We start from the raw sequence: 18,326 nt of genomic DNA on the forward strand, positions 1-18,326 counted from the left end.
TTCCCTGTTCACCTTTTCCATGTTCCACTGGTGCTCTACCATGCTGTAAGCTTTGGGCTCCAGCAGCGCATCGATGTGGTGACCGAGTTCATGAAGGAATGTGTTATCCTGTGCACCTGAGCGGTACTGCATTTTCTTTTCCTTGTACGATTTGTAGTCTCGTTCACGGAGTTCGTTGAAATACAGAATACCGTCATCACCCTCGAACATGGGTGCCCGGTATTCTGCTCCGGAAGTTTTTCCTCCTTTCTTTTTAAGCAGTCTGGGAAGCTTGATGCCATGTTCCAGGATAATACGGGCTGCATCTTCCGCATCTTTTCTGGCTTCTTTGTTCTTGATTATTGAAGCCCATTCCTTGGCCATTTTTTCGATGTCCTCCGTTTTTCCCGCCTGCAGGATGGGCTTCCTGTTTTCCAACAATCGGGAATATCGCTGGTGCAGCCCCGAATAATCATCGGGGCTCAGTCGAAAAAACGGGACAGCGTTTCAGCCGGTTTGCCGTCTTTCTTTTTTTTCGGATCTGTCGGGTCCGGCTCTTCCTTCTGCTCCTTCTCCTCGCACGGAATGCCGTATTTTTCCTCAAAGTACTGAGGCTTCACCTTGTAGTGCTGCAGTACCATTTCTTCGTAGGCTTTCTGCTGTTCGGGTGTGTAGTCAATGGAGTAGTCCCAATCAAAGCGCAGCCCTTTGACAGGGAACCCGTGGCGCACCATTCGCGGAATGAGCTGGTTGTTCACTATATCCCGAAGCATATCACAGTCGCTTTCCACGAGGTTCTGGAACACTTCAAGGTGCGTTTCAGACTGTGAGAGGCTGCTTCCGTCCTCGATGGTCATCGTCTGCCCGATGATAAGCTTAGACAGTTCGGAGTTGGCCCGATCGATGCGCTTGTCATAGACATTGAATGCATCTCCCTTGCCGCTTTCCACAAATTCGATTTCGGTTTCCATTCCTGCCACCATGGAGAGGGCGGTTCCGGCTTCACGCAGCATTTGGTCGAGACGGTCAATCTCTTTCTGATCGCGCGAAGTGGTGCGTGCTATACGCATGGGCATTCCGAATATTTCCCCGAAGGTGTCCCAAAAGGCCAGCATGTTTTTTTTGGGGATAGTCTGTGAAGCTGCCTTGAGATACAGCCCGAGGTCGTCGGGCCTGCCTGCCTCAATGAGCCAGTCGGAAAAAGGAGGCTGGCGGTAATCTATACCGGTAGTCCAGTCCTGCCCGAGGTCGGTTATGACACGTCCGTACTCAGGAATGACATGTTTGCGCGGAATAAGCTTAACATCCGAATAACAGATGCAGCCGTCGCCGTCAGTGCAAAGATCGCCCAATTCGATGAGCGAATGTCCCCAGTAGATTGAATCAAGTGCATAGCGCATGAGCTGCTTGAACCAGGACTGGTCAAAGAAGTGAACCGCTTCTTCGTTCTCATCCCCTTTCATATCCACGATTTTGAAAGAACGCGCCATGACAAAACCTCTGCGCTGCTCCACACACCCGGAGAGGTGAAGGTCTATTTCCGCGTCCCGGTAGATGTCGTACAGGCGCTGGCGGCTGGGGCTGTCCACATTGATGGCATACTGCCAGGCATCGCGCCAGTTCTTGATGTCCTTCCGGGTGAGTGCATCAGTGGTGCGTTGCAGGTCGATGACCATTTTCTGCACCCGCTTGATGTCTTTCCCCTTGGCCAGATTAAAATTGCCGTATGGCGTTTGCAGTACGTTTTTCGGTTTATTGGAAAACATACCGCTGAAAAAGTCTTTAATATCCATAGTCCTACCAGTTATGATGAAGCTGCTTCTGACAGCTGTAAACAAATGAATTTCCGGACGGAAGCCCATCTTCTCCGACAGCCAAAGGCAAATCAGGGACAATTTTTCCGGCCTGTATCCCCTCGAGCATTTTTATTGCACGCTCGTAGCGTTCCTTGCGCACCTCGCTTCCCATTTTCTGCGGAACTGACGCGCTCATGTGATAGAGTGCGATGTCGCAGGCGTACGTTACGATGAGCTTGTTACGCTGTTCATCCTGTGCAGAGAAAATGGCCGTACAGTCGTATTTCGAACGCAGATAGCCGGATATTTCCTCCAAAGCCACCGTTTCCGCATCGGCACGGTTTTTGGGGCTTACCTGAGAGATGACCTTCAATGCGTTGTCGCCGATGACAACTTTGTAATCTTCTTCTGTAATGAACATGACTTTACTTTTATTTAGTGATGAACAATGCCATTTTTTCTATATCCCGGATAGTGGTTCCCTTGCGGAAACGGTGGTGGTGAATCAGTTCGCAGATATTCCTTTTGGGGACAACTTTCAGTTTGCCGCCCATATACAGGACATAGTACTTTCTTCCGTAAAGCTTGGCATACTTGCAAGCACGGGCAACGGCACGTTTATAGCGCCATGCAAAAATCATTCTTTTAATCAGCTGTATCATGTTACCATATATTTTTGGCGGTCGGCCTTTTACCGAACACCGGTTGAAAACTCTCCTGCCTTGAATTGCGCTGCAGCATCCAGATGGCTCCCTCGTCGGCATCCGGTGCATCATCGTGAATACGGCTGCCACGCTCCAGTGCCAAGGTCTGTTCGATTCCGGTCTGCATATCCGGCGATTCTTTCAACTTCTCATTGTAGAATACGAAACCGCGTTCCCATAATGGTGACACCGCTTCGATGCGCTGGAGCTTGTCCGGTTTCTTTCGTTTGTCCGGCATGATGGGCAGTTGGTATCCACGCAGATTCCCTTCTGCCTCAAACTCATCCAGAATGACATCCTGCATGAAGTTCGCTTCCATAAAGAACTGGACGGCTGCCGTATCACGTGTACGCTCGTAGAGGTCGTAAAGCCACCGTACCATTCCGGAAACGGTATCCTGCCGGACGTAACAGTCTATAAGGTGCAGTTCCTTCCCAATCTTGCCCCAAAGGCGGCAAGCCTTGTAGTCGTTGGAAGTGGTCGATTTGAAAGAGGGGTCGGTATAGCAGACCAGCATTTCATACTTGGGCAGTCTGGGCAGTTTCTTGTAACGAATCCAGTCTGCCCGGAAGATAGTGCCGTCCACGATGGGGTTGTGCATCATCTCCTTTTCCCATGCCCGGTAGCCTACAAAATCCCTGTATTCCTGCGCCTCTTCTTTCGTCCATTTTTCGCGCCATACCGGTTCTCCGTTCTTGTCTATTGCCTTGATGACAGATACATGCACCCCTTTTGTCTTGGTGAGATTGGCCAGCACCGAGTTTTTAGAAATGAGGTTCCCGACCATGATAAAGCGTCCCCGGCCCACATCCAGTGCACCAAAAAGGGCTTCTTTTACCCAGTCTGTAATGTCATGCACCCGTTTCTCATTGCGGCACAGTTCGTCGTCATCCAAGTCATCGATGACGATGTAGTCCGGACGTGCTTCCCGGTCGCGCAGACCACGCGGAGACTGTCCGCGTCCGCAAGCCAGGAATTTCACCCCGTTGGCCGCCTTGAACTCCCCATCCTGCCAGGAGGTATTCCCCTGCTGCTTGCCGAAGTCGGCAATGATGCGCTGGTTATGCTCCAGTTCTGCCTGAATATCTCCCAGTAGGCGCGTGGCTGAGTCCTCACTTTTGCCGACCACCACCATGAAGTTGATGAGGCGCTTGGGCTGGAACATCAGCCACAGCGGAACAAAGATGTCCATGTGTGTGGACTTGGCATGGCCACGCGGCCACATGAATACTGCCTTCAGGTTGGGTGTACCTTTTACTTTAGCCGCTGCCGCATTGTGGAACGGTGCATTGTGGATGGTGCGTATGACTTCCCCGGTGGTTTTGTCACGCAAGGTGAGGAAGTGGGGAAAGTAATATTCACAGAACGCGGCATAGTTACCCTGCAGCCGCAGAATACGCCTGTCCTTTTGTGCCGGTGTCTCGCCCGCGAGCAAAGCCGTATCCGTGATGGACTGCACTCTTTTACAGTGTTCCTTCCACTGTTCGTATGCCTGTTTCTTTTCCGCTGCTGTTGCCATAGCCGTTTTATTTTATGCCCATCTGTTCGGTGATATACAGATCCTGGTACTTGTTGATTGCCCTGACCAGTTCCGGAGTCACTTCCGGGTCGATGGTTGAACGGTATTCAATCCATTTGGAGAATGCCATGAACACTTCAATGACATCCACTACATTGGCCTTCTTGTCTAATTTTTCGATCACCGCCGAAAGTTTGGCCAGTTTGTCCCCGAGACCGGCTACAAGTGCAGGGTCGTTTGATTCGTTGACTTGAGTAATGAGTGTATCAATGGTGAGCAGGAGTTTGTTCACCAGTTCCGGCCGGGTGACGTTCTTTGCCGCCCTTGCTTCTTTCCATCCGTCAGCCGTGCACCATTTTGAAATGGTTACGCGTGACACGTCCACTTTCTCCGCAATTTCGGTCTGCTCCATACCGGAAAGGAACAGTGAGCGTGCAAGAGATTTTTTCTTTTCGATTTCTGCCTTTGTCATATAATAAAGAATATAGGGTTAAAGGCAGGCTTCGGAGTTCCTTGCACCTGCCCGATTTATTCGCAAAGTTGTCCGCTTATCAGCTTGCAGCCAAAATAATGTGCAACGGTTTCATAGAAGTGTGCAACCATTGCACACTTTTTTGGCTTCCCGATAAGTGCTCTGTAATATTGCAGCGCCAATGCATAAAGGCGTGGCATGAGAAAAATGAGTAAACGTGTAAGAATTTCAAACGACAGCCTGAACAGCTACGGAAGCCGTGTGCTGACATCGGGCATGAGTGTGGAGCAGTATTGTCGAAACCCGGTACTGCTGTACATGCACCAACGCGGGAACGTGATTGGCTATGTGAAGGATCTTCGGGTGGAAGATGGTGAGGTAACCGGGGAACTGGTGTTTGACGAAGCAACCGACCTGAGTAAAAGATGCAAGAAACAGTTTGAATTCGGCAGCCTGAGAATGGTGAGTGCCGGAATAGATATTCTGGAACTGAGTGACCAGCCCGAACATTTGCTGCAGGGGCAGACCAGCCCGACAATAACCAAAAGCAAGCTGTATGAGGTGTCACTGGTGGACGTAGGTTCCAATGATGATGCCATCGTACTGATGAAGGATGGAAAACAAATCACATTGGGAAAGGATGGTGATTGTCCTTTGCCACTAATTAATAACCAAAAAACAACAGAAGAAATGGAACTGAAACTTTTGGCCCTTCAATTGGGGCTGCCGGAAACGGCAACGGAGGCTGATGTTAATCGAGCCTTAAATGAACTGAAAGCAGCCAAGGCAGAGAATGATTCCCTGAAACAAGAAAACGGGAAGCTGACTTTGGCCCGTATTACCGGTCTTGTGGAAAAGGCAGTGGTGGAAAAACGTTTGGGAGAAGACAAGAAGACACAGTTTATCGAACTTGGCAAGAAGGTCGGTGCCGATGAACTGAAGAATGTGCTTGATGCCATGCAGCCCCAGGTGAAGATTTCCACTGTATTGAGCTATCAGGGCGGCAAGCAGCAGGCACAGCCGTCCACCTATGCCAAACTGAGCGATGTCCCGAGTGATGCGCTGCTTGAAATGCGCGAGCATACCCCGGAGGAGTACAAGCGCCTGTACAAGGCTGAATACGGCATGACCTGTGAAATTTGAAAACCTTTAAAATGAAGAAAATGGGAAAAATTGTAATGCTTTTGACGGCACTTCTGTTCAATACGCTGACAGGTGTCGTGTGTGCTTCGGTATTGGGATTCTCTCCGGTGGCCGGAGCTGTGGGAATGAATGCGGTGGCAGCCTTTATGGGAATGGCCCCGCAAAGTACTTCAATACTCCGTGAAGGGGTTTATACGGAAATCTGGACAGGGGAACTTGTTAAGGTGCTCCGTGCCGGACTGGAAGGAACCTGGCTGTCAGGAATCCCCGACCAAAGCAGTATCGTGAATAACGATGTGATTCACCTGGTAGAAGTTGGTGTAGATCCGGATGTCTTGATAAACAATAAAACCTATCCGATTGACGTGCAGGCTTTGGAAGACAAGGATATTGCCATCAAGCTGGACAAATTCCAGACCAAGGCTACGCCGATTACAGACGATGAGCTTTATGCCATCAGCTATGACAAGACCGCCCGTGTGAAAGAGGGACATGCCAACAGTATCAATGATGCGAAGTTTACCAAGGCGGCCCATGCGCTTTGTGCGAACAAAAATACGGAAACTACTCCGGTGCTTAAGACTACCGGCGAGAAAGATCCGGCTACAAATCGTCTGCGCCTTACCGTGAATGACCTTGTGGAAATGAAGCGTGCCCTTGACAACCTGCGCGTACCGTCAGACGGCCGCAGACTGGTGCTTTGCCCCGACCATGTGAATGACCTGCTGCTGACCAGCCAGGCATTCCGTGAACAGTACAATATTGACCGCAACAGCGGCAAGGTAGGTAACCTTTACGGCTTTGAAATCTACGAGTACGGCAACAACCCGCTTTATACTACAGCCGGAGTGAAGAAGGCATTGGGTACAACGGCAGAAGCCGGTGAATTTCCGTGTTCGTTTGCCTTCTACAAACAGAGGGTTTTCAAGGCAACAGGTTCTACCAAGATGTATTATTCCGAGTCAAAGAATGACCCGTTGAACCAGCGTAACCTGATTAACTTCCGCCATTACTTCATCTGCATGCCCAAGAAAGAGGATGCCGGAGTGGTAATGATGAGCGGCTATCAAGCATGATGATTATGGCAAAGTTGAAATATCTGGTAATACACTGTACGGCAACCCCGGAGGGGCGTGAAGTATCATCGGCGGACATCCGCAAATGGCATACTTCTCCGGTTGCCCAAGGAGGAAGAGGATGGAAGCAGGTTGGCTATACCGACCTGTTCCACCTGAACGGAGGCGTGGAACGTCTGGTAGAAAACAATGAGGATGCACAGGTGGACCCTTGGGAAGTGACCAACGGAGCCAAGGGATATAACAGTGTAAGCCGTCACATCGTGTATGCCGGAGGCGTGGAAAAAGACGGTAAGACCCCGAAAGACACCCGCACCGGCTGCCAGAAAAAGGCACTGGAGAAGTATGTGAAGGATTTTCATCGGAAATTCCCTGATGTACGCATTGTAGGACACAACGAACTGGCAGCGAAAGCCTGTCCGAGCTTCGATGTGCAGGAATGGTTGAAAGAAATAGGTATTAATCAATAATAAAACCGGGTGGTATGGACTTGAGCGAATTTATGAACATTATCCTTGGCGGCGGCCTGGTTGGTACGGTGGCGACCATTGGCTCCTTGCGGGCTACTGTGAGAAAAGCGAAAGCGGAAGCGATGAAGGCCGAGGCCGGTGCAGAGGCCATGCGCATAGATAACGCCGAACATGCCACCCGCATTTTGATGGAAAATATTGTAAAACCTCTAAAAGATGAATTTTGTGAAACAAAGAAAGAACTGGCCCGCAATACGCGCGAGATGGCCCGTCTTAGAAAAGCTATTGATACAGCCGGAAACTGTCCTCATCGTGACGATTGCCCTGTGCTTGACAGGTTGCGCGAGTCACCGAAAGAGCATGAACCGGGAAGTCCAGACGGAAACGGCAAGCGCCGACAGCGTGAGCGGAAGTCGACGGGCGGGACTGGTGATGGCGGGGATACCGGCGAGTTCGGTGAAGCTGACTATACCGGCGGACAGCCTCCGTAAGCTTCCTGAAGGTGCCGTGTACCGTGGCAAGAGCGGACAGGCCAACCTGACCGTAGGCAGTGACGGCAAGGGAAACCTTGTGGCCGAAGCCTCGTGCGACAGTCTGCAGCAGCTGGTGCTGTGGTATGAAGAAGAGCTGACACGCATCCGGAGCGAGACCAGGAACGAAACTTCGAATGACGTTCAAATAGAAGAAAAACGCCCTCCGAACCGGATGCGGACGTTTATGACAGGTGTATTGGCCGGCTTATTGGCCGGTGTGTTATTAACCATCAAACTTTATAAACGATGAACAAGAATTTTATGTACGGTATCGGTGCCGTGAAATACAATGACTTCGTGATAGGCTATATTGAAAAAGGCTCGTTTGACCTGAACGGGCAGAAGGCCGAAGCCGCAAAGATTGAGGCGGAACAGGCACCGGGTGCCCCCGTGCTGATCATTCCGCAGAGCAATGGCAGCATCGCCCCCACATTCAACGTAATCCAGACGGACTACAAGAACCTGCATGCCATGCTGGGCGGTACGCTGCACTATGCGAAAGAAGACACCGAGAAGAAGAACCCAATAGGCTGGACCGCCCCACAAGCCGCCCTGCTGATGCAAGGTCCATTTGAACTGGAACTGGTGAGCGGACGGAGCATCCTGATACCAAACGGCACGCTGCTGAGCAACCTGGGCGGTAAGCTGACGCTTACGGAAACGGCCAAGATAGAATGTACGTTGGAGGTGGCTATGCCGGAGGACGGTTCGCAGCCCTACGGCGTGTTTGACTCGAAAACCTTGCCCGAAGAGTGGGGAGAGCACAAGCTGCCTGCAGCGGGAGCAGCGGCGGCTGCCTCGGTTCAAAGTGAGGAGGCTACAAGCAAGGAGGGATAGTGTATGGCTGACCGGCTGGAACAACTGATAGAGATGGAGTGTGCGGATGCGCTGCTGGACAGCGGCGTGTCCGTTCCTCTTAAAAGGTGGAAGCTTCCGTGGCTGAAACGTCCGTTGGAGGTACGCGTGACGATGAAGCGTCCGAGGCTGCGCGGACAGATTCTGCTGGCGAGGGAATACCTGAAGATGGGCGTTGCGCCCGGCTGGCAGCCGAAGGACAAGACCGAGGAACTGGCCTTTGTAGCGGAACATGGCAAGGCTGTGAGCCGTTTGCTGGCCTATACGGTGTGCCGGGGCTATGTGTCGCGACACGTGGGCATCGGGGTGACGGCGTGGGTGCTTCGGAACTTTGTGGAGTGGCGCTATCTGACGGCTATGTTCCGGACATTCGAGCGTCTGATGGGCACGAAGGATTTTATGCGTATTATCAGCTCGGCGGCGCGGGCGAACCCGATGACTCCGAGACTGAGCCAGGCAAGGATGGGGAGTTAAGAACCCGGTATGAGGGTTCCCATAGCCCTTTCGGCTTCGTGTGGCAGATAGCGAGTGCAACGGGCTGGAGTGTGGACTACATTCTGGACGGTGTGAACTACCAGACATTGATACTGATGCTGAGCGACGCTCCGCGATATGTGCGGCAGAAGGGAGGCAGCGGTAAGTGTGACAGCCACCCGGAGCGCAGCGCCGAGGATGAAGCGAACGATATAGTAGGATTTTTTCAAAGCAAACTGGAATGAGTAAACCTGTAGAAGTTGAATTTTTGATGAAGGATAAACTCACGCCCGGCATGAACAAGGCCGAGCGTGAGGCATTGGAACTGCGTAATACCGTCAGACTGCTGGAGGCTGAACTGGAGAGGTTACGCCTTGCAGGTGAGACAGCTGCCCCCAATCTGGACCAGAGTGCCAATATCGCGCAGATCCATGCGCTGGAGAAGCAGCTTGAGGAATTGCGTGGTAAACTGAAACTGCTACAGGAGGAATCGGAATCCGTGCAGGTCACCCCTGCAGACATGCCCAACGCGCAGCGCCAGTTCAACGGGCTTCACAACAGCATCCAGCAGATGGCGCGTGAAATGCCTTCCTTGGCCATGGGTCCGCAGATGTTCTTCCTGGCTATATCCAACAACCTGCCGATTTTTACGGACGAACTGGCCCGTGCCCGTAAGGAATATGATGAGCTGCAGAAGTCAGGCAAGAAAGGCACACCGGTATGGAAACAGGTCCTGTCCTCGCTCTTTTCCTGGCAGACGGCCATGACCACCGGCATCATGCTGCTGGTAATGTACGGTGATGAAATCTGGGATTGGACGAAGGATTTGTTCAGCGCCAAAAAAGGCGTGGATGAATTCAACATATCACTCAAGGAAATGACCGAGATAGAGAAGGACGGCCGTGCCCAGATGGTGCGTACCCGCTTCGAACTGAAATCGGTCATCGACGAGATAAAGAACTTCACCGGCAGCAAGGAACAGGAAAAGGCGAAGGTAGAGGAACTGAACCGCAAGTACGGGGAATCTTTCGGGTATTATAAAACACTTTCCGAATGGTATGATACCCTTATCCAAAAGAGCGAGGACTATGTACAGGTTCTGCTGCACCAGGCCAATGTCCAGAACCTTGTAAAAAAAGCGGCAGAAGCCGATGAAGAGGTGAATAAAATCAAGGCGCAGAAACCGGAAGAGGCGGAAAGCGCCATGGGTTTTTTCGGGAAATGGGGACAATATATCATGCAGTCAAGCATGGCAGAATCCGGGCAGTTCTATGACGCACAGGCTGCCATCAAGAAACATGATCAGGAAGCTTATGACATACTGTTGAAAAATGCCGAAAACAAACGCGACGGTTATCTGAAAAAAGCGGAGGAAGAGGTAAAGAAAGCGGCAGAAGCAGCCAAAAAAGGAAATATCGGCGGACACATTGACCCCAAACAGCCCGGGAAGAATCCGGAAGCGGAAGCCAGGCAACGGCTTGCCACAGAGCGCAGGCTGGCGCAGGATCTTGCCGCCCTGCAGGCCGAGAATCGGAAGGAAGAGATAGACCGTATGCAAGCCGGTACCGAAAAGAAACTGGCACAAATCGAATATGACTATAACGCCCGGAAAGAAGAGATAAACCGGCAGGAAGCCGACTGGAAGCGTGAGAACAAGGAAGCCGGCCTTTCCACCGGAGATAACGGACTTACCCGGGAGCAACAGGATGAACTTGAAAAAGCCCGTGCCTCAAACACCGCGTCCCGGAAAAAAGCGGAGACGGACGTGTACAGGGAAGAGGCGGAAGCCATGCGTGACTATCTGAAGGAATACGGGACCTTCCAGCAGCAGAAACTGGCCATCGCTGAAGAATATGCCGAGAAAATCCGCAAGGCACAGTCCCAGGGCGAAAGGCTGACTTTGGAGAAGCAGCGTGATGCGGCTGTGCACAAAGTGGACATGGAAGCCCTTACCCAGAAGATAGACTGGGGAGCAGCGTTCGGGGATTTGACCGGTCTGCTTGCAGACCAGATGAAGAACCTGCTTGGCGAACTTAAACAGTATGTCAAGACGGATGAGTTCAAAAAAACGGGAGCCGCAGACCAGCAGGTCGTTTACGATGCCATTGAACGTATTCAAAGCATGCTCCCCGGTGGCAACGGGACATTGGATTTTGCCCGGCTGCAAACGCAGATGCACGCTTTGGGGGATGCCGTAACACGCGTGCAAAATGCGGAACTGCAGCAGGAAGCGGCATTCGCCCGGTTAAAAGCGGCGCAGACCGATTACAACAAGGCTCTTGAAAGCGGTAACCAGGCAGAAATAGAACGTACCAGAATCGCTCTTCAAATGGCCCAATCGTCCAGCGTTTCAGCTGACGAAGAATACCTGAACGCTACCTCTGAAATGAAGGCGCTTGCCGGGGAGGTGAAAAGTGCCTCCCAGGACACGGTTGACGGGTTGAACATGGTATCCGACGGGTTGCACGGTTTTGCAAGCGGAACCTTGCAGGGATCATTTGAAGGAATCCAGAGCATGCTTACCGGTCTTTCAAAACTGAATATCGGAGGCAAGGTCGGTGATGCCATCAGTCAGATGTCCGAGACCCTGTCAAGTGCCGGAGTCATCGGGCAGATCATATCGGCCATTCTCTCCATACTGGATTTGCTGAAAGACGGTATTGGCCCGATTATCTCATCATTGATAGACACCATTTTCAATGCGATAACCGGAATACTCGACAATATCCTCAGCGGAGACCTGTTCAAACAGATAGGCGGTTCCCTTGTGAATGGTATCGGGGGATTGCTGAACACGGTGTCTTTCGGAGGTTTCAACAAACTGTTTGGCATCGGCGGAAACGCCAAGGAAGTGCAGGCTGCTATTGACCGTCTTACAGATCGGAACGAGAAACTGCAGACTTCCATCGAAGACCTGACCGATACCATCAAGGCAAGCAAGGGGACAAAATCGGTGGAAGCTTACCGGGATGCTTACAAATACCAGAAAGAGACGAATGCAAACTATCTGCAGATAGCGCAGGAACAGGCACGCTACAGCGGTAGCCACCACAGCTGGAACTACTACTGGGGCGGTTTCAACCAAGCACAGATAGACAAACTGAGCGGACAGATTGGCCGCCAGTGGGACGGGAACCTGTGGAGCCTGAGCCCGGAGGAGATGAAGGCGCTGCGCAGCAACGTGGACATGTGGACGCAGATACAGAACACCGGCAAGGGCGGTTACGGCGGGCGACTGACCGAGAAGCTGGATGACTACATAGCGCAGGCCGGCAAGCTGGAGGAACTGACCGACCAGCTGTATGAAGGGCTGACGGGCATTTCGTTCGACGGTATGTACAGCAGCTTCATCGACAACCTGATGAACATGAAGTACGGTGCCAAGGATGCGGCGGAGGATATATCCGAGTACTTCATGCGGGCAATGCTGAGCAACAAGATCGGTGAACTGTACAGCGAAAAACTGAAAGACTGGTGGGAGAAGTTCGGCAAGGCGATGGAGGACAACGAACTGACCGAGGCGGAACGGAACGCGCTGACTGAAGAGTACATGCAGTATGTGGATGAAGCCCTTGCCCTGCGTGACAACCTGGCTGCTGCCACGGGCTACGACAAGACCGAAGCCGGCGGCACCAGCCAGAGTGCGAAAGCGGGCGGCTTTACGGCCATGACGCAGGACCAGGGGACGAAGCTGGAGGGCATGTTCACCAGCGGGCTGCAGCACTGGAGCAGCATGGACGAGCGGCTGGAAAGCGTGGCGGAGAAGATGGACACGGCTGAAGGCCACCTGGCCCGGATAGCCGAGAACACCGGTGTGAGCGCCGGACACCTGGGCGAACTGAAGGAAGTGATAAAGAAAATGATACGTGACGGACTAAAAGTGAAGTGATATGGGCAATATACTGAGCGGACTGGTGCTGGTGAACGGCACGGACATCTGGACGGAATACGGCGTGTTCCTGGTGGAAGACCGGCGCGGGGGCATGGAGAACCTGACGGCCATCCTGACCCCGAGCAAGGCCAAGAAGGATACGGCTGTGGACATACGGGAAGAGCACGGGGAAAAATACAGCGTCGTGCTGACCCCACGGAATGAGGCGCGGGACGTGACGCTGCACTTTGCGCTGTACAACAAGACCCAGGCAGGCTGGATGAAGCAGTACTTTGCCTTTGTGAATTTCCTGAAGCAAGGGAAAGACGGCTGGCTGGAGATCCGTTTCCCCCAGCTGGATCTGCAGCTGCGGGTGAAGTATGCCGACTGTACGAAGTTCACCCCGCTGACCTATCTGTGGACGGAAGGTGTGCATGCCGGAAAGTTCCGGGTAAAATTCCGGGAACCGAAACCGATTATATAACCATTCAAACGCTATTAGAATATGCTTCTAACGATATATGATAAAGCCGGAACCAAGCGTGCGGATGTGGCCGTGAACGACAGCTCGACGCAAAGCAAGGAAGTGCAGGGAGACAATGTGCTTTCCCTGTCGTTCAGCTATTATGCCTTCCTGCCCCTGGACGTGAACGACTACACGGACTATCTGGGCGAACGGTACTGGCTGACAGAACGCTACACGCCGAAGCAGGTGAGCGATGGTGAATGGGAGTATAACCTGAAGCTGTACGGTATCGAGAGCCTGATCAAGCGGTTCCTGGTGCTGGAGACGACGGACGGGGACACCAACCCCCTGTTTACCCTGACGGCCACGCCCCGCGAGCATGTGGCGATGGTGGTGAAGGCTATCAATAACGGCATGGGCCACATTACTGACTGGAAGACGGGTACGGTGGAAGGTACGGAGCTGATCACGATAGACTACGAGGGGATGTACTGCGACGAAGCGCTGAAAGCCATCGCGGAAAAGGCAGGCGGCAAGGTGGAATGGTGGGTTGAGGGGCAGACTGTGAACGTGTGCCGCTGCGAACACGGGGAAGAAATCACCCTTGGCTATGGCAAGGGGCTGACCTCTCTGGAAAGAGATACGAGCAACACGGCCAAATTCTATACGCGCCTGTTCCCGGTAGGCTCGACCCGCAACATCGATGCGGAGAAATACGGCAGCCCGCGTCTGATGCTTCCCGGCGGCAGGAAGTACATCGAGCAGGGCGTGGAGGAATATGGCATCTATGACCATTACGAGCAGGATGCTTTCAGCGGCATCTTCCCCCGTCGGGTCGGTACGGTGAGCTCGGTTCGCAGCGAGGAGGTGGCAGACGATGAAGGAAACAAATTCACCGTCTATTATTTCCGGGACGGGGAACTGGACTTTGACCCCAACCTGTACGAGCTGGCCGGAGAAACCAAACGTGTGTCGTTCCAGACGGGCGACCTTGCCGGACTGGGAGAAAGCGATGACCACTACTTTGAGGTGAACTACGACAGCGCGGCACGTGAATTCGAACTGATCACCATCTGGCCCTACGATGACGACACCCAGCTGCCGGGCGGCAAACTGGTGCCCCGAGCAGGCGACACCTATATCCTGTGGAATATCCGGATGCCGGATGAGTATTACCGGCTGGCCGAAGAGGAGTTTGCGGTTGCGGTGGACGAGTACAACCGGGACCACTGGCTGGACATTGCCGCCTACAAAGCCCCGACAGACCCGGTATACATCGAGGAGCACGGCATAGACCTGTTTGTGGGCAGACGGGTGAAGCTGGAGAGCCGGAAGTATTTCCCGGAAAAAGGCTACCGTCAGAGCCGTATCACCAAGATCAGCCGCAAGGTGAACGAACCCGGGCAGATGGACATCGAGATAAGCGATGCGCTGCAGGTGGGCAAGTTCGACAAGGTGACGGACAGCATCGGTGCGCTGAAAAGCTATACGAAATCAAAGACGGAAGGCGCTGCCCTTCCGGACATCATACGAAGCTGGGACAAGACGCTGCCCACGGACAACAACCTGTTTTCCGCCCGGCGCAGCCAGAAAGAGTTCCTGAGCAAGAACCAGCCGGACACAGCCAAAGAGTCCATCCGCTTCCTGAAGGGTGTGAGCTTTGGCGAGGCTGCTGGCGGCAAGCCCTGCGGCATCGTGGACGGTGAGGGCAATGCCGAATACTTGACTGCCGTGATCCGCGAACTGCTGCGCAGCACGGAGTTTGTGGACGGGCTGACCGGTGAGGGCTGGCAGCTGTGGATTGACCAGCTGACCGGACTGACAAACCTGACGGTGGACAAAGTGACTGCCCGGCAAAGCCTGGTGGCACTGGAACTGCTGATCGAGAAGGTGCGCAGCGTGTGCGGCCAGCTGGTGGTGTCCGCTGCCAACGGCAAGATCAAGGACGTGGTGAAGCAGGGCGACAACTACCGCATCGTGTTTGAGCAGGAATCGGGCTTTGTGGCCCATGACCTGATGCGCTGTGCGGTTACGGGTGGTAAGAAACTAAAAGCATACTGGGTGGAGGTGGCTTCGGTGATAGCCGGCGGTGTGCTGGTCCCGGTAAGCGAGTTTGGCGGGGTGAAGCCGGAGGCAGGCGATGAGTGCGTGCTGATGGGCAACACCGAAAACCCGCTCCGGCAGAACCTTATATCCATTGCGGCCACGGAGGACGGACAGCCCCGTATCGACATTCTGGACGGTGTGAAGGCCAAGAACTTCAACGGCTGCCTTCGTTGCCGGCTGGGTAAGCTGGACGGCATCAGGAGCAGCGCTTTCCCGGCAGACAAACAGCCGAAAGGAAACGGCCTGTATGCCGACAACGTGTGGCTGAAGGGTACGTTCGTGTTGATGACGGGCGAGGACATCCTGACGCGGTTTGAGATAACCGAGGGGAAAATCCATTCAGCCGTGGAAAGCTTGCGCAAGGAAATACGCGAAGAACAGAGTTATCTGGACAACAGCAGTTTTGCCGCCGGCATGGACAAATGGAAGACGGGCAGCAAGGCTACGCTGTTCACCCTGGGCGGACGCTGGATCTGGGCGAACGGCGGTCCTTACGGTACGAAGCCGGACGGCCATGCCGAGATACGGACCGACGGCAAGGTGCCTTATGCCTATATCCGGAACAGCTATATCATGCAGAAACTGGAGGACTTCCGGCTGGTACCGGAGTACCGGCAGACGAACAGCCAGGGCGAACGGGTGCCCGGCGTGGTGTATCTGTCGTTCAGCTACCGGGTTATCAAGGCCGGAAGGTTGAAAATCGAATTTGTGGGTGCTGACAAGACCGGGTTTGAGAACTTCAACATGTTCGGCCATGAAGAGGATCTGCCCGTTGGCGGCGAGAAGATGTTCACGCTGGACGGGCTATGGAACGGAACGGGCGACTTCAAGCTGTCGTTTACGGGCGTGATTTACATTTCGCTGCTGGTGTTCAGCACCAACAAGGCGGATGCACTGGCCTATAAGTACCGGACGCTGTTTGAACAAAGCGACCGGCTGGTGAAGATTTCAGCGGCGGTCTTCGACAAGGACGGTGAAGCACTGAAAGAAACTGGGCTGGTGATCAAGCCGGAAGGTGCGGGGCTGTATGCCCAGGATGCCAGCGGCAAGGTGGCCCTTATCGGAGTCAGTGTGGAAGATACGGACGAATACGGCAAGCCCGTGAGCAAAATCAAGCTGACAGCCGACCATATACAGCTGGAGGGACTGGTGACAGCCAACGGCAATTTCAAGATACTGGAAGACGGGAGCATGGAATGCCGGAATGCATCTGTATATGGAAAAATATTTGTTGAGGACGGAGGAAAGGTAGGAACATTTACAGTTGAAAGGAATTGCATGCTTTGGAGTAATGGAGATGCTGAAATTCGATTGGGATATGACGGCTATTGGACCGGAGATACCTGCATCTATGCTAAGGCAAACAATTTTAGTAATGCAATCATGGGTATTGCTCCATTTGGTGGAGCAGGTATTTATGGAAGTTGTCGTGAGAAGCCTACTTATCCTGACAAATATACATTTTCAGCAGGATATTTCGATGGCGATGTGTTGGTGCATTCCGGGAATATTCTGGTGAGTGGTGGTGTGGTACAAGCTGATAAAATGCTTCCTCAAAATGGTTGGTCTGGGCGATTCAAGGGTAAAACAGTAGAAGTACAGAATGGAATTATCATTAACGTGTCATAAAAATGAATAGTTATGAAGGTGAATTTTAACAAGACGTTTAAGGATTATAGAGGGAATGACCTCATAGTCGGTGGAAAAGTCCAGCTGATGACAGATATTATAGCCCAATGCCTTTTTAATGGGGAAGGTGCTCGATCATCCGGTGATTCTAATAAGGATAGCAGCCGTAAAATCCATTCGTATGAATTGTGCATGCGTCTCATACAGGCAAACGGGGATTTATCCATCAGTGCTGAGGATGCTATACTTATAAAAGAGTCTGTAATCGGGCTAACCCCAGGATGTTATTCACAGATCGTAAAATTGATAGATGAATAGATTTATGGCAGAAATGACGCAAGAAGAAATGGTTCAGGAAGTGCTGGACCGTGTGCTCCAGTCCTCTACCGGTGTGGAGGATTTGGAAACTGTTACCTCGCTGAACGGTGTGAAATCACTGCCCGGCGAGAAGGACGGCAAGATGGTGATCGTCCCCCTGGAACTGATAGGGAAACCTGCGAGCGATGCCGCCGCCCGTGCCGAGGCTGCCGCCAAGAAAGCGGAAGGAGCCGTAGCCGGACTGGAGGAAAAGACCCAGGCCGCCACGGAAGCCGCTACCAAGGCCAACGAAGCGGCAGCCAAGGCAGAAAATGCCGCTGCCAAGGTGGAACAGACTACGGCAGCAGCCGTCGGCGGGGCTACTGTACGCTTTTCATCATGGATGGAAACAGGCAACGTTTTACCTGACAAAAGTACCAAGCCGGGCGGCAGCGTGGTGTATGTGGCCGGTGCCGGGAAATTTGCCTACCACATGGACTCCACCCTGTACGGGGACTGGGACGTGGCGGGAGTACCCCCTGCCGGCATGTTCATGAATGCGGACCGGACAGCCATCCTGCCGGACAAGCTTTACCTGCTGGGCGATGCCGTATATACCGGAACAGAAGGCCGCCTGAGACTACTTTCCTACCGGCATGAGGTGATGAGCGGGGATGCTTACGAAGCACTTCCGGACAAGGATGAGAATACGCTGTATCTGATTTATGAGGAGGAGTGACGATGATAACCATAGGCGGTAAGGAAATAACGGCTGCGTATGTGGGAAAACGTGCCCTGTCGGCTGTCTATGCCGGGGCAAGGCTGGTATGGTCCGCAATCAGCAGCTGTTTCGGACTTGGATACTGGAAAGGCGACGAGCCGTGGAACGGGTCGGACGCATGGAACGGTAGCAGTAAAACTGATAAATGAATGATT

At 52.9% G+C, this 18,326-nt stretch carries 19 protein-coding genes; 14 read left to right on the plus strand and 5 right to left on the minus strand.

Going from position 1 to position 18,326, the window contains the following annotated elements; all coding sequences use genetic code 11:
- Nucleotides 1-461: 461 nt before the first annotated feature.
- The 5 genes from ACDG22_RS05620 to ACDG22_RS05640 are packed head-to-tail and all read right to left on the minus strand — an operon-like array spanning nt 462 to nt 4,470.
- Nucleotides 462-1,772, minus strand: coding sequence for a phage portal protein family protein (locus tag ACDG22_RS05620; RefSeq protein WP_120387402.1), 1,311 nt, complete (start codon nt 1,770-1,772; stop codon nt 462-464).
- A gap of 4 nt (nt 1,773-1,776) precedes the next feature.
- Complete coding sequence (locus ACDG22_RS05625) at nt 1,777-2,196, minus strand: phage protein Gp36 family protein (RefSeq protein ID WP_119958504.1); 420 nt, start codon at nt 2,194-2,196, stop codon at nt 1,777-1,779.
- A 10-nt stretch (nt 2,197-2,206) separates the two neighbouring features.
- The gene (locus ACDG22_RS05630) at nt 2,207-2,437 is read right to left on the minus strand and encodes a hypothetical protein (RefSeq protein WP_119958505.1); all 231 of its coding nucleotides are present in this window, start codon (nt 2,435-2,437) and stop codon (nt 2,207-2,209) included.
- A gap of 1 nt (nt 2,438) precedes the next feature.
- Nucleotides 2,439-3,998 (minus strand): hypothetical protein, encoded by a 1,560-nt coding sequence (locus ACDG22_RS05635; RefSeq protein ID WP_119958506.1) that lies wholly within the window; start codon nt 3,996-3,998, stop codon nt 2,439-2,441.
- Nucleotides 3,999-4,005: 7 nt separating this feature from the next.
- Nucleotides 4,006-4,470 carry a terminase gpP N-terminus-related DNA-binding protein gene (locus ACDG22_RS05640; RefSeq protein ID WP_005798268.1) on the minus strand — a complete coding sequence of 155 codons (465 nt, stop codon included), beginning with the start codon at nt 4,468-4,470 and terminating at the stop codon, nt 4,006-4,008.
- 207 nt (nt 4,471-4,677) lie between these two features.
- Here ACDG22_RS05640 and ACDG22_RS05645 point away from each other — a divergent pair, with 207 nt between their 5' ends.
- From ACDG22_RS05645 to ACDG22_RS05710, 14 genes are read left to right on the plus strand one after another with little or no spacing between them, the layout of a single operon-like run.
- Complete coding sequence (locus ACDG22_RS05645; RefSeq protein WP_120490069.1) at nt 4,678-5,613, plus strand: HK97 family phage prohead protease; 936 nt, start codon at nt 4,678-4,680, stop codon at nt 5,611-5,613.
- 35 nt (nt 5,614-5,648) lie between these two features.
- Nucleotides 5,649-6,689, plus strand: a complete 1,041-nt coding sequence (locus ACDG22_RS05650) for a hypothetical protein (protein ID WP_005798264.1) — start codon at nt 5,649-5,651, stop codon at nt 6,687-6,689.
- Nucleotides 6,690-6,694: 5 nt separating this feature from the next.
- Nucleotides 6,695-7,159, plus strand: coding sequence for an N-acetylmuramoyl-L-alanine amidase (locus ACDG22_RS05655; protein ID WP_008778307.1), 465 nt, complete (start codon nt 6,695-6,697; stop codon nt 7,157-7,159).
- 14 nt (nt 7,160-7,173) lie between these two features.
- On the plus strand, nt 7,174-7,650 hold the full coding sequence (locus ACDG22_RS05660; protein ID WP_117911366.1) for a hypothetical protein: 477 nt from the start codon (nt 7,174-7,176) through the stop codon (nt 7,648-7,650).
- Nucleotides 7,616-7,942: a hypothetical protein gene (locus tag ACDG22_RS05665; RefSeq protein WP_270668804.1), complete on the plus strand. Its 327-nt coding sequence runs from the start codon at nt 7,616-7,618 to the stop codon at nt 7,940-7,942. Before ACDG22_RS05660 ends, ACDG22_RS05665 begins: the two co-directional genes overlap by 35 nt.
- The gene (locus tag ACDG22_RS05670; protein WP_119958509.1) at nt 7,939-8,529 is read left to right on the plus strand and encodes a hypothetical protein; all 591 of its coding nucleotides are present in this window, start codon (nt 7,939-7,941) and stop codon (nt 8,527-8,529) included. The genes ACDG22_RS05665 and ACDG22_RS05670 overlap by 4 nt, the downstream gene beginning before the upstream one ends.
- Before the next feature lie 3 nt (nt 8,530-8,532).
- A complete protein-coding gene (locus ACDG22_RS05675; protein ID WP_117697430.1) occupies nt 8,533-9,021 on the plus strand; it encodes a hypothetical protein in 489 nt (162 codons plus the stop codon).
- Between the two features lie 38 nt (nt 9,022-9,059).
- A complete protein-coding gene (locus ACDG22_RS05680) occupies nt 9,060-9,266 on the plus strand; it encodes a hypothetical protein (protein WP_117911372.1) in 207 nt (68 codons plus the stop codon).
- Complete coding sequence (locus ACDG22_RS05685; protein WP_120490070.1) at nt 9,263-12,910, plus strand: viral A-type inclusion protein; 3,648 nt, start codon at nt 9,263-9,265, stop codon at nt 12,908-12,910. The genes ACDG22_RS05680 and ACDG22_RS05685 overlap by 4 nt, the downstream gene beginning before the upstream one ends.
- Before the next feature lies 1 nt (nt 12,911).
- Nucleotides 12,912-13,376 (plus strand): hypothetical protein, encoded by a 465-nt coding sequence (locus ACDG22_RS05690; RefSeq protein ID WP_087394435.1) that lies wholly within the window; start codon nt 12,912-12,914, stop codon nt 13,374-13,376.
- A 21-nt stretch (nt 13,377-13,397) separates the two neighbouring features.
- Complete coding sequence (locus ACDG22_RS05695) at nt 13,398-17,093, plus strand: hypothetical protein (RefSeq protein WP_259457832.1); 3,696 nt, start codon at nt 13,398-13,400, stop codon at nt 17,091-17,093.
- 12 nt (nt 17,094-17,105) lie between these two features.
- The gene (locus ACDG22_RS05700) at nt 17,106-17,411 is read left to right on the plus strand and encodes a hypothetical protein (RefSeq protein ID WP_057280917.1); all 306 of its coding nucleotides are present in this window, start codon (nt 17,106-17,108) and stop codon (nt 17,409-17,411) included.
- Between the two features lie 4 nt (nt 17,412-17,415).
- Complete coding sequence (locus ACDG22_RS05705) at nt 17,416-18,129, plus strand: hypothetical protein (protein WP_117911417.1); 714 nt, start codon at nt 17,416-17,418, stop codon at nt 18,127-18,129.
- Between the two features lie 2 nt (nt 18,130-18,131).
- Nucleotides 18,132-18,320 (plus strand): hypothetical protein, encoded by a 189-nt coding sequence (locus ACDG22_RS05710; protein WP_007562482.1) that lies wholly within the window; start codon nt 18,132-18,134, stop codon nt 18,318-18,320.
- The last annotated feature ends 6 nt before the right edge of the window (nt 18,321-18,326 follow it).

Source organism: Phocaeicola coprocola, from assembly GCF_041333015.1.
In the GTDB taxonomy this organism is placed as follows: Bacteria; Bacteroidota; Bacteroidia; order Bacteroidales; family Bacteroidaceae; genus Phocaeicola; species Phocaeicola coprocola.

Excerpts from the sequence above, each read along its gene's own strand:
- ACDG22_RS05670 (WP_119958509.1), top strand. The coding sequence starts at position 7,939 with ATGAACAAGAATTTTATGTACGGTATCGGTGCCGTGAAATACAATGAC.
- ACDG22_RS05620 (WP_120387402.1), bottom strand. The coding sequence starts at position 1,772 with ATGGATATTAAAGACTTTTTCAGCGGTATGTTTTCCAATAAACCGAAA.
- ACDG22_RS05710 (WP_007562482.1), top strand. The coding sequence starts at position 18,132 with ATGATAACCATAGGCGGTAAGGAAATAACGGCTGCGTATGTGGGAAAA.
- ACDG22_RS05650 (WP_005798264.1), top strand. The coding sequence starts at position 5,649 with ATGCTTTTGACGGCACTTCTGTTCAATACGCTGACAGGTGTCGTGTGT.
- ACDG22_RS05630 (WP_119958505.1), bottom strand. The coding sequence starts at position 2,437 with ATGATACAGCTGATTAAAAGAATGATTTTTGCATGGCGCTATAAACGT.
- ACDG22_RS05690 (WP_087394435.1), top strand. The coding sequence starts at position 12,912 with ATGGGCAATATACTGAGCGGACTGGTGCTGGTGAACGGCACGGACATC.
- ACDG22_RS05675 (WP_117697430.1), top strand. The coding sequence starts at position 8,533 with ATGGCTGACCGGCTGGAACAACTGATAGAGATGGAGTGTGCGGATGCG.
- ACDG22_RS05695 (WP_259457832.1), top strand. The coding sequence starts at position 13,398 with ATGCTTCTAACGATATATGATAAAGCCGGAACCAAGCGTGCGGATGTG.
- ACDG22_RS05660 (WP_117911366.1), top strand. The coding sequence starts at position 7,174 with ATGGACTTGAGCGAATTTATGAACATTATCCTTGGCGGCGGCCTGGTT.
- ACDG22_RS05685 (WP_120490070.1), top strand. The coding sequence starts at position 9,263 with ATGAGTAAACCTGTAGAAGTTGAATTTTTGATGAAGGATAAACTCACG.
- ACDG22_RS05640 (WP_005798268.1), bottom strand. The coding sequence starts at position 4,470 with ATGACAAAGGCAGAAATCGAAAAGAAAAAATCTCTTGCACGCTCACTG.
- ACDG22_RS05645 (WP_120490069.1), top strand. The coding sequence starts at position 4,678 with ATGAGTAAACGTGTAAGAATTTCAAACGACAGCCTGAACAGCTACGGA.
- ACDG22_RS05625 (WP_119958504.1), bottom strand. The coding sequence starts at position 2,196 with ATGTTCATTACAGAAGAAGATTACAAAGTTGTCATCGGCGACAACGCA.
- ACDG22_RS05700 (WP_057280917.1), top strand. The coding sequence starts at position 17,106 with ATGAAGGTGAATTTTAACAAGACGTTTAAGGATTATAGAGGGAATGAC.
- ACDG22_RS05635 (WP_119958506.1), bottom strand. The coding sequence starts at position 3,998 with ATGGCAACAGCAGCGGAAAAGAAACAGGCATACGAACAGTGGAAGGAA.
- ACDG22_RS05655 (WP_008778307.1), top strand. The coding sequence starts at position 6,695 with ATGGCAAAGTTGAAATATCTGGTAATACACTGTACGGCAACCCCGGAG.
- ACDG22_RS05705 (WP_117911417.1), top strand. The coding sequence starts at position 17,416 with ATGGCAGAAATGACGCAAGAAGAAATGGTTCAGGAAGTGCTGGACCGT.